17 protein-coding genes are annotated in these 14,611 nt (G+C 41.9%); 7 read left to right on the plus strand and 10 right to left on the minus strand.

The features are described from left to right. The first annotated feature begins 7 nt into the window (after positions 1 to 7). Both C0V70_RS02915 and C0V70_RS02920 read left to right on the plus strand, forming a co-directional pair. Positions 8 to 487 carry a YceI family protein gene (locus tag C0V70_RS02915; protein ID WP_102242369.1) on the plus strand — a complete coding sequence of 160 codons (480 nt, stop codon included), beginning with the start codon at positions 8 to 10 and terminating at the stop codon, positions 485 to 487. Between the two features lie 2 nt (positions 488 to 489). Next, positions 490 to 864, plus strand: coding sequence for a cytochrome c (locus tag C0V70_RS02920; RefSeq protein WP_102242370.1), 375 nt, complete (start codon positions 490 to 492; stop codon positions 862 to 864). 55 nt (positions 865 to 919) lie between these two features. Here C0V70_RS02920 and C0V70_RS02925 read toward each other — a convergent pair whose 3' ends face one another. After that, a complete protein-coding gene (locus C0V70_RS02925; protein WP_102242371.1) occupies positions 920 to 1,855 on the minus strand; it encodes a hypothetical protein in 936 nt (311 codons plus the stop codon). Between the two features lie 222 nt (positions 1,856 to 2,077). Here C0V70_RS02925 and C0V70_RS02930 point away from each other — a divergent pair, with 222 nt between their 5' ends. Next, a complete protein-coding gene (locus C0V70_RS02930; protein ID WP_102242372.1) occupies positions 2,078 to 3,802 on the plus strand; it encodes an exonuclease/endonuclease/phosphatase family protein in 1,725 nt (574 codons plus the stop codon). A 47-nt stretch (positions 3,803 to 3,849) separates the two neighbouring features. On the opposite strand, the gene C0V70_RS02935 is transcribed toward C0V70_RS02930, so the two are convergent. The 4 genes from C0V70_RS02935 to leuS all read right to left on the minus strand — a co-directional run bounded on the left by C0V70_RS02935 (position 3,850) and on the right by leuS (position 8,828). Continuing rightward, the gene (locus tag C0V70_RS02935) at positions 3,850 to 4,260 is read right to left on the minus strand and encodes a GatB/YqeY domain-containing protein (protein WP_102242373.1); all 411 of its coding nucleotides are present in this window, start codon (positions 4,258 to 4,260) and stop codon (positions 3,850 to 3,852) included. A 60-nt stretch (positions 4,261 to 4,320) separates the two neighbouring features. Further along, the gene (locus C0V70_RS02940) at positions 4,321 to 4,575 is read right to left on the minus strand and encodes a hypothetical protein (protein ID WP_102242374.1); all 255 of its coding nucleotides are present in this window, start codon (positions 4,573 to 4,575) and stop codon (positions 4,321 to 4,323) included. A 254-nt stretch (positions 4,576 to 4,829) separates the two neighbouring features. Then, the gene (gene metG, locus C0V70_RS02945) at positions 4,830 to 6,383 is read right to left on the minus strand and encodes a methionine--tRNA ligase (protein WP_102242375.1); all 1,554 of its coding nucleotides are present in this window, start codon (positions 6,381 to 6,383) and stop codon (positions 4,830 to 4,832) included. Between the two features lie 9 nt (positions 6,384 to 6,392). Then, positions 6,393 to 8,828 carry a leucine--tRNA ligase gene (gene leuS / locus C0V70_RS02950; protein WP_102242376.1) on the minus strand — a complete coding sequence of 812 codons (2,436 nt, stop codon included), beginning with the start codon at positions 8,826 to 8,828 and terminating at the stop codon, positions 6,393 to 6,395. 116 nt (positions 8,829 to 8,944) lie between these two features. Here leuS and coaD point away from each other — a divergent pair, with 116 nt between their 5' ends. Further along, positions 8,945 to 9,451, plus strand: coding sequence for a pantetheine-phosphate adenylyltransferase (gene coaD / locus C0V70_RS02955; RefSeq protein WP_102242377.1), 507 nt, complete (start codon positions 8,945 to 8,947; stop codon positions 9,449 to 9,451). After that, positions 9,448 to 10,023: an NAD(P)H-dependent oxidoreductase gene (locus C0V70_RS02960; RefSeq protein ID WP_102242378.1), complete on the plus strand. Its 576-nt coding sequence runs from the start codon at positions 9,448 to 9,450 to the stop codon at positions 10,021 to 10,023. The genes coaD and C0V70_RS02960 overlap by 4 nt, the downstream gene beginning before the upstream one ends. Here C0V70_RS02960 and C0V70_RS02965 read toward each other — a convergent pair. Beyond that, positions 10,020 to 10,466 (minus strand): MarR family winged helix-turn-helix transcriptional regulator, encoded by a 447-nt coding sequence (locus tag C0V70_RS02965; protein WP_102242379.1) that lies wholly within the window; start codon positions 10,464 to 10,466, stop codon positions 10,020 to 10,022. The two genes, C0V70_RS02960 and C0V70_RS02965, sit on opposite strands and share 4 nt — an antisense overlap. Before the next feature lie 107 nt (positions 10,467 to 10,573). Between C0V70_RS02965 and C0V70_RS02970 the strand changes: the two genes are divergently transcribed. Further along, positions 10,574 to 11,149, plus strand: coding sequence for a biotin transporter BioY (locus C0V70_RS02970; protein ID WP_102242380.1), 576 nt, complete (start codon positions 10,574 to 10,576; stop codon positions 11,147 to 11,149). Here C0V70_RS02970 and C0V70_RS02975 read toward each other — a convergent pair. Then, a complete protein-coding gene (locus C0V70_RS02975) occupies positions 11,106 to 11,966 on the minus strand; it encodes a hypothetical protein (RefSeq protein WP_133566690.1) in 861 nt (286 codons plus the stop codon). The two genes, C0V70_RS02970 and C0V70_RS02975, sit on opposite strands and share 44 nt — an antisense overlap. 35 nt (positions 11,967 to 12,001) lie before the next feature. Next, the gene (locus C0V70_RS02980; RefSeq protein ID WP_102242382.1) at positions 12,002 to 12,823 is read right to left on the minus strand and encodes a tRNA threonylcarbamoyladenosine dehydratase; all 822 of its coding nucleotides are present in this window, start codon (positions 12,821 to 12,823) and stop codon (positions 12,002 to 12,004) included. A gap of 133 nt (positions 12,824 to 12,956) precedes the next feature. On the opposite strand from C0V70_RS02980, the gene C0V70_RS02985 reads away from it, so the two are divergent. Further along, positions 12,957 to 13,253 (plus strand): hypothetical protein, encoded by a 297-nt coding sequence (locus C0V70_RS02985; RefSeq protein ID WP_133566691.1) that lies wholly within the window; start codon positions 12,957 to 12,959, stop codon positions 13,251 to 13,253. Here C0V70_RS02985 and C0V70_RS02990 read toward each other — a convergent pair. Together C0V70_RS02990 and panB are read right to left on the minus strand one after the other, a co-directional pair. Further along, the gene (locus C0V70_RS02990; protein ID WP_102242384.1) at positions 13,165 to 13,851 is read right to left on the minus strand and encodes a type III pantothenate kinase; all 687 of its coding nucleotides are present in this window, start codon (positions 13,849 to 13,851) and stop codon (positions 13,165 to 13,167) included. The two genes, C0V70_RS02985 and C0V70_RS02990, sit on opposite strands and share 89 nt — an antisense overlap. Beyond that, positions 13,848 to 14,609 carry a 3-methyl-2-oxobutanoate hydroxymethyltransferase gene (gene panB / locus C0V70_RS02995; protein WP_102242385.1) on the minus strand — a complete coding sequence of 254 codons (762 nt, stop codon included), beginning with the start codon at positions 14,607 to 14,609 and terminating at the stop codon, positions 13,848 to 13,850. The genes C0V70_RS02990 and panB overlap by 4 nt, the downstream gene beginning before the upstream one ends. Between the last annotated feature and the right edge of the window lie 2 nt (positions 14,610 to 14,611).

Here is a 14,611-nt window from a genome sequence, read left to right on the forward strand (position 1 = left end):
GTTCTATATGAAAAAAATGATCGCTCTTTGTTCAGGTGTTTTAATGATGGGTTCAGTAATGGCCCACGAAGTAACAGTTAAAGTTGCCCTTTCTCCTGCAGGAAGTTTCGAGGCCAAATCGGCAAAAGTAAAAGGCGATGTAAAAAAAGATGGCAACAAGTTCACGGCAGATAACCTTTGGGTAAAAGTTGAAGAACTAAAAACTGGAATCTCTCTTCGCGATGAACACTTCCATAAGCACTTAAACTTTGAAAAGTCGCCAAAGATCAGTTTCTCCCAAGTAAGTGCAGCTGACGGAAAGGGCACTGGTACATTAACTGTAAATGATGTAAAAAAACCGGTAGATTTCACTTATAAACAAGTGAATCCAAATAAGATTGAAGCAACTTTTAAAGTTAAACCTTCAGACATGAAGCTAAAGCCTGCTGAATACATGGGCATTGGTGTAACGGATGAAGTAGAAGTTGTAGCGGTTATCGACGTTTAATTATGATGAAAAAGATCCTGACTCTCACATTTACGATGCTTGTCCTCTCTGGTTGTGGCCAGGATTACAACAGCAATTCAGGAGACGGTGGACAGTATTCGCCGATTGAAGGAATTGATTCATCAACAGCTGACGGAGCAAGACTTCTGGCCGCTTATAAAGTGGCGCAAACGAAATGCTTTCAGTGTCACCAGTGGTCGTCTTATAAAACGTCGGCGGCGTGGGTGAGTGCTGGGTTGGTAGTGCAAGGAAGTTCTGATGGATCAGAAATGTGGACCATCTTAAAAAATAACGGAGGAAACATGCCTCCGGACCCGATTGCCCAGCTAACCCAAGAGGAGCTGGATGCGATCAAGACCTGGATCGACAATATGTAAAAACAAAAAGGCCCTCTTACGAGGGCCTTTTTTATTTGAGCTGTCTTTTAAATTATTATCTGAAGAAACATCTCTTAGCTTTAAGAGTCTCATACTGCTTAGTAAGGTACTCGTTTCCAGAAGCTTTATCTTTTAGTGTACGGTAGAAAGCTTCTTCTGCAGAGATATTATCTTTTTGCGCACGTGTTGCTACTTCATCAAGAGTTCTTGTCCATCCTGCCATGTCTTGAGCAGACATATCGTCAGCTAGAACCTTCCAGAATTTGTGTGGGTTCTTTGGATCGATGATGTTTGTTTTACCATTCTTTGTAGAAAGCTTTTTGATTGAAGAAATAAGGGCCTTTTGCTCAGCCGATCCAGACTCTGCAAGACCAAGAAATAGTGCAAGTGACTTTTCGTCTTCTGGTGCAACTAGGTCTGGAGTTACTTTAGAGTAGTCTCCCATTCCAAGTCTCTTCATACGTCCAGAGATGAATGTATTAAGTTGAGCTGGGTTTTTTGGAATAACATCGTTAAGAAGTTTTGAAGCAGAAGCGTTTTTAATGGCTTCAACTGTAAACTTGAAACCATCGCGGGCCAGGTTTTCGTTCACACATTCAGCACATGTAATGATAACTGATTTACCGTGACGGTTGGCCAGGTAGATAATGTTGTTGATTGCGTTTACTACGTCTTTCTTTTGAATTTTTTCAGCTGGAGTATCTAGTAACATTTGAAGACCCTTTCTTACGTTAGCGTCTTGTCCTGTTACTGGAAGTTTGCTTAGAACATCTAGAAGTTCTTGCTTAGAAAGAGTAGAGCCTTTTGAGCTTAAAGCAGCTAGCGATGAAGCCACATAACTCTGAACTTGCTTAGCATCGTTTCCTTTAATTCCATGTTTTGCCAGGATTTCAGCAATTCCAGATCCACTTACCATGTAATCAACTAGCTTCACCGCAGACGCGTATGAGACGTTAATTGTTAAACATAAAATCAATAAATACTTATACATAGATATTTCCTCGCTTTAGTCTTAGCAACTTGAGCTAACTATCGGCATTGTGAGTCAAAAACTTTAGGCGTGTCATCTTTACACACCTTCATTTTTTTTCTGTTAAGAACAGGGTATCAGCTACTTAGGAAGAAATCTTCCCACGGCAAAAGTTGAAGATCAGTTGATTAAGTTGGTAATCTAATGGCCACTATTAGTTGATCTTTATAGTTGGAGACCTGTTTGAAGGAATTACTGCTTTCTATACTAGTCCTTTTCGCTTTCACACTGAAGGCCCAAGATGCTGTGCCTAAGGTTTCCAAGTCGCTAGAAGACGACGCTCAAAAAATCGCTGAGTACCAAGAGCGTTGTGAAACGATCAAGATGCTGATTGTGAATGAAGAGTATAAAGTTGGGTGCTACACCAACTACAATCAATATGGGCCATCATCAAAAGCACAAAGAGCAACCGGCTCTCTAAAAATTGCCAACTACAATCTTCTTCACCCAGGGACATCAAAGGCCTTGTTTAAAGATTATGCTCTGGTAGCAAAAATCATGAATCAATACGACATCGTTTCTGGGCTAGAGCTTTTAGCGACAGTGGGTCGTGATGAGCAAAGCAATAAAGCTGTTGTTTCTTTTCTTCAAGATTCACCAAACATTTTAAAAAAATACCAAGAGCAAAGAAGTAAGTTGAAAGACGCGGCGAAGATTAAAGAACTCGACGCTAAAATCGCCAAACTTAAAAGCGATACATACAGAGCTTATGACCTCTATAGAGCTCCTGGTTACCTGAGAGTTCTTCAAGAATTAAAAAAATTAGACCCAAGCTGGTCACTGCTTCTTTCTCCTCGTGGAGACTCGGCATTGATTGGATCAGTTGAGGAATTAGTAGGATTCTATTACCGTGCAAACTCAGTAACTCCAGTGATTAATCCTCACTGTCAGGAATACGCTCAAGAAGGAGCTGGTTCACCAGTTGCTTGTTTCATCACTCTAACAGAAGACTTCATGGGAAGAGACCTGGTTCAGCACTTTGCAAGACGTCCCTTTATGGCGAGCTTCAAAGCGGGGAATACAGCTTTTACATTAGTGACTTCACACATGGTATTTACTTACTCAGGTGATGAGGATGCTGAAAAAGACCTGATGAAAAAGACTTTTGGTGTTGAAAGCCACAAAGAACTTGGAACAGGTATCAACTCAGCGAACTTTGCTCGTTATGCTGAAGTTAAAAATACGCTTGATTTCATGGATCGTTATAGAAAGAAATATAAAGATACAAAGATCATGTTGATGGCCGATATGAATCTTGTTTCTAACAATGCTTTCTGGCCAGAAGTTCTTAAGGCCTTCCCTGGCGGCGAGTTGCTTATTAGTGAAGCAACGACCGTTTCTCCCACTCGTTATAATTCTAAAAAAGAAGAGACGAATGGCGTGGCCAATGACTACGACCATTTCATCTTAGACAAAAAAGCATTCCCTAGCTGTGATGAAGGAAAGGTTTACAACTATTACAACGAAAAAATCTATAAAGACGTTGAGTCTCGTTATGTTATTAGAAAAGAAGTTGTAGGACTTTCAAACAAGAGTTTTGAGTCTCCGGAAGTTGAGGCTTATCTTGGTTTAGATCAAATCGATGTTCTTAATACAGAAGAAAGTCCAATTTTGGATGGCGATATTCCGCCAGTGGATGACCCGGCCACAATCAAGCTTGAATACCCGCTGACTCCGGCAGGACAAAGCAAGATGGATAAGTTTGTTTCTCAATTCGGGAAGTACTTAACAGGTCTTGAAACTGTTAAGAAAGACGAAATTGTAGCAGATGATTTCCAGATCAATGAGAGACTTGAAGGGATGAAGAGAAGAGTGTTCTTAAGACAGCTGACGAATCCGTATTATTTTAGGTTTATCCAAGAAGTTTTATCTGATCACTTTCCGGTTGTGCTTAATTGTAAATTTTAATCAAAAAAAAAAAGCAGCCCTAGAGCTGCTTTTTTTATTTCTAAATTTTAGGCCAGTGCCGCTTTAACTAATTCATTAGCAAGCTTACTATCAAACTGTCCTTTAATTTTCGGACTTAATTCTTTCATCACCAGACCAGCATTAACGCCAGGATTAGCAGCGATAATGTCTTTGATGTAACCCTTAACAGTCGCTTCATCTAATTGTTTTGGCATGTACTCAGCAAGAACACTGATTTCAACTTCAGTCTTTTTTCTGATTTCATTTTCTGGTGGGAAATTCTCCAGAGAGTCTTTAAGTTTTTTTACGTGTTTAATAAGAACATCCATCTCGGCAATTGGCGCTTTAGATGTTTTATTCTCAATCAGCATGGCCTTAAAGTAGCGTAGAGCATCCAGACGCTCTTTATCTTTGGCGAACATTGCTTTTTTGATATCTTCAGTGATTTGTTCCAACATAATAGCCTCCCTATAGGAGGCTATTATTGATTAAGAAGAGAAGGATTACAATAGAGAAAGCTATGCGTGATAGCGAACAACTTTGTTGTCAAAATCGGTCACTTCCCAGCCGGCCCCTTTTCCCCCTTCGATAACAGGAGTGATGTCTTTGATGTCGCCTTTAATAGCGACGGATAACATAACTTTGCGGATGGCCACTTTGGCATCCATGACGGCCTGGACTCTTTTTAAATCACCATCGCGCTGATTTCTTTTGTACTTCTGTAAAAGAAGGTTCAATCCTTCCTCCACCAGAGCCAATTGTTCTTCATCCATATGTTCACCGTTGTCGTTAATAATCGCTATCCTATTATTCTAATCCCTTTTACTGATTCGGTAGGAAAAGCTTTATTTCTTAATAATAAATGGCAGTCTTTTTAAGCCGTTAACAACCATCTTTCGAAAAGTGGTTATTATCGTCATCAAACTAAATTTACTTTTTTAGCGGGGGAAAAACGTGTCTTTTTTGAGGCGGCCCCAGCAGGAGTCCTTGTTGAGACTCCTGCTGGGACTGAGATTTGTTTAACTAACTAAGATTCTTTTGGCCCTTTTGGGGCTTTCGGTTGTTTAGGCGCCTTTGGTTTAGGCTCTGGTTTTGGTTCAACCGGAAGATCGATTTTTGGGAACAGTGGCATTGGCTCAGAAAGCTCATACGTTGTTGTTCCAAACTTTACATCTTCATACTTACCTAACTTCACTCCAAGCGGCTCTAGCGCCTTCTTAGCAGTGTCTGGAAGGAAAGGAGACAGAAGGGTAGAGATCGCATGGATCGAGTATAAGCAGTTGTAAACAACTTGCTTAAGCGCCACTTTATCTTCTTTTAGTTTCCATGGCTCTTTTGTGTTTACGTATTGGTTCATGTTGTTGACACCTTCCCAAAGAGCTTCAAGCGCTTTGTTGTGTTCGCGTTTTTCCATGAACTCTTTCATTTTCTTGAAGTTCTCATCGAAGTTAACTTCTTGTGTGATGCCTGCACCATCTACAGTTGGCGCGTTGTCTTTCAGGTAAAGCTTAATTACACGCATGATGAGGTTCCCAAAAGAGTTCCCAAGTTCTGCGTTGTGCTTTTCAATTAATTCTTTTTCAGAGAAGCGCCCGTCACTTTGAGCAGGAATGGCGCGCAGAAGATAATAACGGAAACTATCCAGCGGATACTTTGCCAGCATATCGTTTGGATCGATAACGTTGTTAAGCGACTTCGACATTTTTTTACCGTCTTCAGCTAAGATCATCCCGTGAACGTAAACTTGCTTTGGAAGAGCGATACCAGCAGCATGTAGCATGATAGGCCAGATGACTGTGTGAAACCATGTGATGTCTTTACCGATAACGTGCATAGAAGCTGGCCAAAATTTTTCGTTTGGAGTTCCTGCAACAGCAGCGTAGTAGTTAATTAAAGCATCAAACCAAGTGTACATGACAAACTTTGGATTTCCCGGAACCGGAATTCCCCATCCTTCATTCGGGCGAGAGATTGGAAGATCTCTTAGTTTGTCTCCTTCAAGGCGAGAGAGCATTTCGTTGTATGAAGAGCTTGGCACGATGAAGTTTGGATTCATTTTGATGTAAGCAATGATCCAGTCTTGGTATGCGCCCATCTTGAAGAAGTAACCTTCTTCTTCTTTTTTCGTCAGTGGGGTGTTGTGAGCAGGACAGATATTATCCGGCGCTTGAGTCTCAGTGTAAAATGACTCACAAGCAAGACAGTAGTTTCCAGAGTACACTCCGAAATACACATCGCCTTTTGCTTCAAGTTTTTTCCAAAGGTCAACACACACATCGTGGTGGCGTTTTTCAGTTGTTCTGATGAAGTCATTGTTTGAAACATTTAAATCAGCGCAAAGCTTTTTAAAGATTGCAGAGTTTTCATCAACGAATTTTTGCGTTTCAAGTCCGAGGGCCTTGGCAGACTCAATAAGTTTTTGTCCGTTTTCATCTGTCCCTGTTAGAAAGTATGTTTCGTAACCAAGGAACGCGTGCCATCTTGAGTAGGCGTCGCTGACGATTTTTTCCAGAGCGTGACCCATGTGCGGTTTACCGTTCGGGTAATCAATCGCGGTTGTGATATAAAATTTTTCCGACATATATAATCCTTATGCTTTTACTACGAAGTTAACAATTTTTCCTGGAACATAAATTTCTTTAACGATTGTTCCAGCAAGGTGTTTCGAAACGTTCTCATCTGCTTTTGCCATCGCAATCGCGTCTGACTGAGTGATTCCTGGCTCAACTTCAAGAGTGGCGCGAAGTTTTCCGTTAACCTGAACAGCAACTGTAATCGTGTCGTCTTTTGCCAGGTTTTCGTCAAACTTAGGCCATGACTCATAAGTAAGAGTTGTCTTTCCACCCAGCATTTCCCAAAGCTCTTCACCTAAGTGTGGTGCCATTGGAGCAAGAAGGAGAGTGAAAGTCTTAGCTGTTTCATTTGTTACTTTTCCAGCTTTGTAGCAGTGGTTAACAAAAATCATCAACGCAGAGATTGCAGTGTTGAAACGAAGGTGATCGTAGTCTTCTGTCACTTTCTTAATCGCTTTATGAAGGGCCTTTAACGTCTCATCTGATTCAGCGCCAGTTGTGATGTGTGCTGGATCAGCAAAGAATCTGTAAGCGCGAGAAAGGAAGTTGAAAACCCCTTTAACTCCGTTTTCATTCCACGGTTTAACTTTTTCTAGTGGCCCCATGAACATTTCATAAAGGCGAAGAGAGTCAGCTCCTGATTCTTTTACAACCGCGTCCGGGTTTACAACGTTACCGCGAGACTTTGACATTTTTTCGCCGTCAGTTCCAAGGATCAGACCTTGGTTAACTAACTTTTGGAATGGTTCTTTTGTTGAAACAAACCCAAGATCGAAAAGCACTTTGTGCCAGAAGCGCGCGTATAGTAAGTGCAGAACCGCGTGCTCAGCTCCACCGATGTAAAGGTCAACTGGCATCCAGTATTTTTCTACGTCTTTGTTCCAAGGTTCTTTTTCGTTTTTTGGATCACAGAAGCGCAGGTAGTACCAGCAAGACCCTGCCCAGTTAGGCATTGTGTTTGTTTCACGTTTTGCTTTTTTCCCAGTTTTTGGATCAGTAATCCAAAGCCAGTCAGTTGCGTTGGCAAGTGGAGACTCGCCGTTACCCGATGGTTTAAATTCTTTTAAATCAGGAAGAGCAAGTGGAAGTTCATCAGCGTCTAAGCATCTGATTGTTCCATCTTCAAACTTTAAGATAGGGAATGGTTCACCCCAGTATCTTTGACGAGAGAAAATCCAGTCGCGAAGTTTATAGTTAATTTTTCCTGTTCCAAGTTTTTTAGACTCAAGCCATTCAATGACTTTTTTCTTAGACTCAGCAATGTTTAATCCATTGATGAAATCAGAGTTCATGTGTTTGCCGTCAGCAGTATAAGCTGCTTCGTCGATATCTCCACCTTCGATAACTCTTACCATTGGAAGGTTGAATTTTTTAGCAAACTCATGGTCTCTTTCATCATGAGCAGGAACGGCCATAACTGCACCTGTTCCGTATGTGGCAAGAACGTAGTCAGCAATCCACACTGGGATTTGTTTTCCTGTTGCCGGGTTAATCGCAAAAGCTCCCGTTGGAACTCCGGTCTTATCTTTGTTAAGTTCAGTTCTCTCAAGTTCGTTTTTAAGCTTACAAGCTTCAATATAAGCCTCAACTGCTGCTTTTTGAGCTGGAGTTGTGATTTTTGAAACAAGAGCGTGCTCTGGAGCGATGACCATGTATGTCGCACCAAAAAGAGTATCTGGTCTTGTGGTGAAGACTTCGATTTCTTCAGCGTGGCCTTCAAGTTTAAACTTGATCGTTGCCCCTTCAGACTTCCCAATCCAGTTTCTTTGCATTTCTTTAATCGATTCCGGCCAGTCCACATCTTCGATGTCGTTAAGCAGTCTTTCAGCGTACTCAGTAATTCTTAGTACCCATTGTTTCATCTTTGTTTGGATAACCGGGTGGCCTCCAACTTCAGACTTCCCATCGATGACTTCTTCGTTCGCTAGAACTGTTCCAAGCGCCGGGCACCAGTTCACGTTCATTTCTGATTCGTAAGCCAGACCTTTGTTGTAAAGCTGAACGAAAATCCATTGCGTCCATTTGTAGTAGTCAACGTTAGACGTCGCAATTTCTCTGTCCCAGTCGTAAGAGAACCCAAGGGCCTTAAGCTGACGAGTGAAAGTCGCGATGTTCTTTTTAGTTGTGATATCCGGGTGAGTGTTTGTCTTCATCGCATAGTTCTCTGCCGGTAACCCGAAAGAGTCCCATCCCATTGGGTGAAGAACGTTATAGCCTTGCATTCTCTTGTAGCGAGACATGATGTCTGTCGCTGTATATCCTTCAGGGTGACCTACGTGAAGTCCATCTCCTGATGGGAACGGGAACATATCGAGAGCGTAGTACTTTGGCTTTTTCGAATTGTTTTCCGCTTTAAATGTTTTGTTGGTTTCCCAAAACTTTTGCCATTTGGCTTCGATACTAGCGAAGTCGTAGTCGTTTTGGTTTTGTTGGGCATTGGTAGTTTCAGACATGAATGAAATCCTTGGTAAATGAACCTGATTATTTTGGAAGTCAAAATTTTAACACTAGGAATGCTTTTTATCAAAGTGTATAATAGGGGAAAGTTTGTACATTCCCTGGAGCTTTTATGAATGAAAAAATTATCGTTTACCCAATTAGCGCTAACCCGCCAACATGGGGACACGCCGATATCATGATGAGAGCCGCGACGACTTTCGACCACCTATACTGGGTTGCTGCGACGAACCCTAAAAAAGCTTACATGTTTACAGTGGAAGAACGCTTGGAAATGATGCAGGCTTACGTAGATTACTATAAATTAAAAAACGTCACTATCGTCTCCCACGAAGGAACGATTGCCCGTTTCGCAGAAGATAAAAAGGCCCAGTTTTTACTTAGGGGACTAAGGAACTCTTCCGACTACCAGATGGAGCTTGAACTCTCGGTTGGTAACCGCGGTATCTGCAAAGACATTGAAACAATCTGCCTTTTTGCTAAACCTCACTTTGCAACGATCTCTTCAAGTTTAATTAGAGAGCTTGCTCAACTAAATGAGCGCATCGATCAATACGTGATGCCTTCAATTGCTAAAAAAATCCTACATAAACTTCACGGAGACAAAGCGATCAAATGAGAACGCTGATTATTTTAGGTCACCCTGATAAAAAATCTCTCTGCGCAGCCTTGGCCGATAATTACGAAAAAGGTGCGCGCGAAAAAGGCGGAGAAGTCGAACGAATCAATATCTCCGATTTAAATTTCAATCCCAATTTGAAAAATGGCTATCGAGTCGTTCAAAACCTTGAGCCGGATTTAATTGAAGCTCAAAAGAAAGTGAAGTGGGCTACACACATCGTAATCGTCTTTCCGGTATGGTGGGGTGGAGTTCCAGCACTGCTTAAAGGTTTTTTAGACCGTGCTTTTCTGCCAGGATTTGCTTTTAAATACCGCGAGAACTCACACAACTGGGATAAACTTTTATCCGGAAAAAGTGCCCGTCTGATTGTGACGAGTGATGCTCCTGTCTGGTGGCTTTACCTGACTTATTTTCACCCGGCAGTGAACATGATGAAGAAAGCAGTACTGGAGTTTTGTGGAGTGAGTCCGGTTGAAGTGATGAGCTTTGGGTCGATTAAAGATGCGAGCGAGAAACGCATTGAAGGGATTATTTATAAGGCTTTTCGTGCTGGTTTAGATGACAACTAAGATTTCCAGCTAGCGAGTTCTTCCGCCATCCCAATAAAATCCTTAATCTTAGCCTGCGAAAACTTCTTATCGCAGTTATTTTCAATCGCATCAAAAAACTTAATCAACGACAAACACAACTTACTTCCCTTGGGCGTAAGAGAGTACGAGTAACCTCGCAAATCATTATCTACCATCTGCCTTGTAATGAATTTATTTTCTTCCAGAAAAGAAGTGCAGTGGCTGATGTTTCCTTTAGTCGTTGGGATAATTTCAGAGAGATCATTAAAGCGGATTGTTTTTTCTGGCTCAAAGAAGATGGCCAGGAGGATCAAAGACTGGTTGAGATTTAACCCAAAATCTTTAAGACCAAGGTTGAGTTCTTTTTGCAGTCTCATCCCATTGGAAATCAACGAAATGGTAGCGCTCTCATTTATAAATTTGTCTAGTTTTGGTTTTTTCATCTTGTTTAGTGGTAAATAGTTTAGCGCTAAACTATGTCAGGGCGAGTGTTTTTGCAATTGTTTTTCGCTGGGAGATTCTCTAATAATTGTGAACACAGGAGAAAAATATGCAAGCATCAAAGGCCTTGGTTCCCACACTTATTATAAAATTCCCAGAGCAGACAAAAGCCACAGTCATTTCCTTTTTATTAGGATTAGGAATGTTGAGTGCGCTTGCTCAACTTAAGTTTGTTCTTCCATGGACGCCTGTTCCGATCACTGGCCAGACATTTGGAGTGGCCCTTTTAGCGCTTCTTTGGGGAAGCCGTTTATCCTTTTCAGTTTTTGCTGCTTACTTAGGAATCGGTTTTTTAGGAGCACCGGTTTTCGCAGGAGGAGCTTCAGGATTATTAATGGGACCAACGATGGGATACTTAGGTGGAATGTTCATTGCTTCTTGGGTCGTTGGAAAATTTAGTGATAGAGGCTGGACTGGAAGCTTTTGGAAAGCTCTTCTTGCTTGTTATATCGGAAGCGCGATTATCTTCTCTTGTGGTGTTTTAGGATTATCGTTTTTTCTTCCAACTCAAAAGCTGTTGATCGCAGGAGTTCTGCCATTTTTACCTGGGGATTTATTAAAAAATTTACTGGCAGCGGGAATTACCACTCGAAGACTAGGTCGTCTGAAAACCACTTCTTTTTAACTTTGTAATCTTTGAGCGAGTCGTTGGCTTCGTAATTTTCTAACTGGTAGTTCTTCATTGTTTCAGCAAAGGCATTGCTGCAGCCATTGGGAACATTGCTTGCCATTGTGGTAAAACTTGAAGCAATGGCCCTCTCAACGCCGGAGAAGGCGTGGATGGATGTGTCTGAGATAATGCTTGGTATTTTAAAATCGTTGCAGCAGACCTGGTCAGCAGCGAGTTCCTTTTGCGACTTTTCCATATAAAGTTTTGAAAAGAAATCAAAAGTCTCGGCATTGGACGTTTTACCTTTATTGCCTTTATTGAGGTTTTCTGCGGCCGCACCGGTTGCAAAAACGTGAGAGACTCTCACATCGGCCGAATCAGGCTGCATATTGATTTTTAAAACGGTATCGCTCGTCGCTTCAATTGAAAGTGGCAATTCTCCAGAGCAGATAAAACTCATCACATGAAATTTTGTTAAAAGCTTATGCGGGTTTTTCTCTACAAAAATATATTGCTTTTGATGGGCCGAAGGAATTTTTTCAAATTCTGTTTTCATCGGAGTAATGACTATGCTGTTTTCTTCCGCTTTATCTTTTTTCTTTTCGCTCTTCATTTTGAAGGCGTTCACTTTTTTAAAGCAGGCCTGCTCGCCATTGATTGAAACTGGAACATTGACAGTATTTTTATCGTAAAAGCCGGCGCTGCTTGAGCCACCACCAAACGAGAGTCCAAAACCGCTTTCATTGCGGTAGCCGATAGCATTGCTGTTACATTTGGCGAATGCTTCTGAAAAAGAGAACGATAATAATAGTAGGGTCAAGGTGATTTTCACCTTATACGTTTCGGCTTTTGAGTAAATAACTTTAATTACCTGCGAGCAATGGTGTTGACCACGTGACCTGCGGCCATAAGACCGAATAAAGCAGTGATATGAGAGACCGAGCCCATGCCTGATTCACAGTCGAGCTTGAGGTTACTTTCCGGATCGGGGATATTGCAAGTGCCACCATCTGTTGTTGGATAGATCGCATCTTCAGGTGAAAAAACGCACATCATTTTAAATTTTTGTGGTTTTAGATTGCTGGTTTTTGTTCCGGCCGGGAAGTCGAAATCACGGCGCAGTTTTTTTCTCAATCTAAAAAGAAGGGAGTCGTTTTTGCTGGAGCCTAAATCAGCGAGTGTCACTTTTGTCGGGTCAACTTTTCCAGCAGCTCCACCTGTGATTACAACGGGGATTTTTCTTTGGTGGCACTTCGAAATGAGCAGGGATTTATTTTTTAAACTGTCGATAGCATCAATAACATAATCATAAGGAGCATCCAAAATGGCCTCGGCCGTAGACTCAGTAAAGAAGTCCTCAATGAGATGCACATGGCAGTCAGGATTGATGGCCTGGATACGATCGCGCATCACGTGGATTTTAAGTTTCCCATATTGACCACTCATCGCCGGAAGCTGGCGGTTGGTATTGGTGATACAAATATCATCCAGGTCGACCAGCGTGATATAACCAACCCCCGAACGGGCCAGGGATTCAGCGGCCCAGGAACCAACGCCCCCAAGGCCCACGATCAGGACGCGGGCCCTCATCAGGTTTTTAAGCCCTTCGACGCCATAGAGCCTGGCGATCCCGCCAAAGCGCTGGTTGTAGTCGGTGGTGACCTGTGATGGGGTTAAATCAATTGTCATGGGCGGTTTATACCTATTTTATGGACTTTTTCCAAGAGGGAATGCCCTAAACAAGTATAAAAATTACAAAGGGGCTATTAAGCCATACTGGTTGCTCTATACTCAGGCATCACACATTTTTTTAGAGGATTTTATGGCATTAGAGAGATTTAAGATTGTTTCGCCAAAAGATGGCCAGTCAGTCGACAACATTTTTGAAACATTACTAATCAACCTTGATCACATCATCAGCCTTAAGCCTATCCGTATGGTAGTGGAAGAGAAGCTGGTCATGGGTTACTGGATTAGAACGTCTAACGGGAAAAAATACCGTGCAGTGGAAATCCCAGATAGTTTAAAAGCTACCCTTGGCTCAGATGAGATTGATGGATCAACGACAGTGCTGAATGTACTAAGTGACGATCTAAATCAGCAGGAACTGCTAAACTAAGAATTTTTTTTAATTCCTCAGCACTTCCCCCGGCGAAGATTACTTTTTTGGGGGAAGTTTTTTTTACGACCTCTAAAATCACCGCTTTCACATAAACTTCCGTCGCTTTTAAAATCGCTTCATCTGTCGTGTGGGGTAGTTCTTCATTACTTTTAAACAACTGGTCTGCTTTTAAATGCGGCAGCTGAGCGCTGTCGGAATAAGTTTTCAAGAAGCGGTTTAGTCCTGGAAAGATATATCCCCCCTGGAAACCATCGTTAGTCACGAGGTCGCAAGTGATAAAAGTCCCGGCGTCAATCACCAGGACTCTTTCATTGGCCTTTAATTTTTTGTAAGCACCATAAGCAGCAACCATGCGGTCTTCACCCAATGTTTCGCTATAGTTTACTTTCATATCGAAGAAATGAGTTTTTGTTCTCTTCGTTTTTAAATCGAAGCTCGGTTTAATAGACAGACTTTTCCCCACGCTGGAAATCAGAATGAAGTCAGAAGTGACAGGAGTGTACTGATCGAGAGGCACAAGACTCTTCATCACGCCATTGTCGTGGATGGCAACCGTTGGGTTTGTATTGCCGTTGTCGATCGTCACTAGTCTCATGCTTTTAAGTACTCGTTGATCAGTTTCATTTTGTATTCATACAGGTTGCCGATTGGCTTGCAGAATTTAGGCGGATCCTTTTTACCATTATGAAGAAGGTCATTGACGACCAGAACTTGTCCGTCAGTGTGTTTCCCTGAACCGATACCGATCGTTGGAATTTTTAACTTATCCGTAATTTTTTTGGATAGAGACTCTTCAACAAATTCTAAAACAACACAGAAACACCCGGCAGCTTCAAGGGCCTGGGCCTCTTTCATTAAACGAGTTTGGGAAGCGGTGTCTTTTCCGTGAGTGTAGTATCCGCCTTGCTCATGCACAGACTGCGGAGTTAGTCCAATGTGCCCCATAACAGGAATCCCGATTTGAGTCAGGCGCTCGATGATTTCCAGAATAAACGGGAAGGCCCCTTCAAGTTTTAGAGCTTCAACACCTGATTGCTGAAAAAGTTTAATGGCGTTTTGAACACCAAGTTCCATCGTGGCATAACTTCCAAAAGGAAGATCGGCGACGACAAATTTTTCAGGAGCACCACGCTTAACAGCTTTTGAAAAAGTGATCATCGTTTCAGTGTCGACCTGAATCGTGTGGTCGTAACCTAAAACAACATTTCCCACGCTATCGCCGATTAAAAGAAGATCAAGGCTCGTTTCATTCATTAACTGGGCCATTTGATAATCATAACAAGTCAGCATCTGCAGAGTGCGTTTTGCTGTTTTCTTTTTAAAGGCGCGGATTTTTCTGGTGTCTAATTTCATAT

This window comes from Bacteriovorax stolpii, assembly GCF_002872415.1.
Taxonomy (GTDB): domain Bacteria; phylum Bdellovibrionota; class Bacteriovoracia; order Bacteriovoracales; family Bacteriovoracaceae; genus Bacteriovorax; species Bacteriovorax stolpii.

Excerpts from the sequence above, each read along its gene's own strand:
- C0V70_RS02915 (WP_102242369.1), top strand. The coding sequence starts at position 8 with ATGAAAAAAATGATCGCTCTTTGTTCAGGTGTTTTAATGATGGGTTCA.
- C0V70_RS02920 (WP_102242370.1), top strand. The coding sequence starts at position 490 with ATGATGAAAAAGATCCTGACTCTCACATTTACGATGCTTGTCCTCTCT.
- C0V70_RS02925 (WP_102242371.1), bottom strand. The coding sequence starts at position 1,855 with ATGTATAAGTATTTATTGATTTTATGTTTAACAATTAACGTCTCATAC.
- C0V70_RS02935 (WP_102242373.1), bottom strand. The coding sequence starts at position 4,260 with ATGTTGGAACAAATCACTGAAGATATCAAAAAAGCAATGTTCGCCAAA.
- C0V70_RS02940 (WP_102242374.1), bottom strand. The coding sequence starts at position 4,575 with ATGGATGAAGAACAATTGGCTCTGGTGGAGGAAGGATTGAACCTTCTT.
- metG (WP_102242375.1), bottom strand. The coding sequence starts at position 6,383 with ATGTCGGAAAAATTTTATATCACAACCGCGATTGATTACCCGAACGGT.
- leuS (WP_102242376.1), bottom strand. The coding sequence starts at position 8,828 with ATGTCTGAAACTACCAATGCCCAACAAAACCAAAACGACTACGACTTC.
- coaD (WP_102242377.1), top strand. The coding sequence starts at position 8,945 with ATGAATGAAAAAATTATCGTTTACCCAATTAGCGCTAACCCGCCAACA.
- C0V70_RS02960 (WP_102242378.1), top strand. The coding sequence starts at position 9,448 with ATGAGAACGCTGATTATTTTAGGTCACCCTGATAAAAAATCTCTCTGC.
- C0V70_RS02965 (WP_102242379.1), bottom strand. The coding sequence starts at position 10,466 with ATGAAAAAACCAAAACTAGACAAATTTATAAATGAGAGCGCTACCATT.
- C0V70_RS02970 (WP_102242380.1), top strand. The coding sequence starts at position 10,574 with ATGCAAGCATCAAAGGCCTTGGTTCCCACACTTATTATAAAATTCCCA.
- C0V70_RS02980 (WP_102242382.1), bottom strand. The coding sequence starts at position 12,823 with ATGACAATTGATTTAACCCCATCACAGGTCACCACCGACTACAACCAG.
- C0V70_RS02985 (WP_133566691.1), top strand. The coding sequence starts at position 12,957 with ATGGCATTAGAGAGATTTAAGATTGTTTCGCCAAAAGATGGCCAGTCA.
- C0V70_RS02990 (WP_102242384.1), bottom strand. The coding sequence starts at position 13,851 with ATGAGACTAGTGACGATCGACAACGGCAATACAAACCCAACGGTTGCC.
- panB (WP_102242385.1), bottom strand. The coding sequence starts at position 14,609 with ATGAAATTAGACACCAGAAAAATCCGCGCCTTTAAAAAGAAAACAGCA.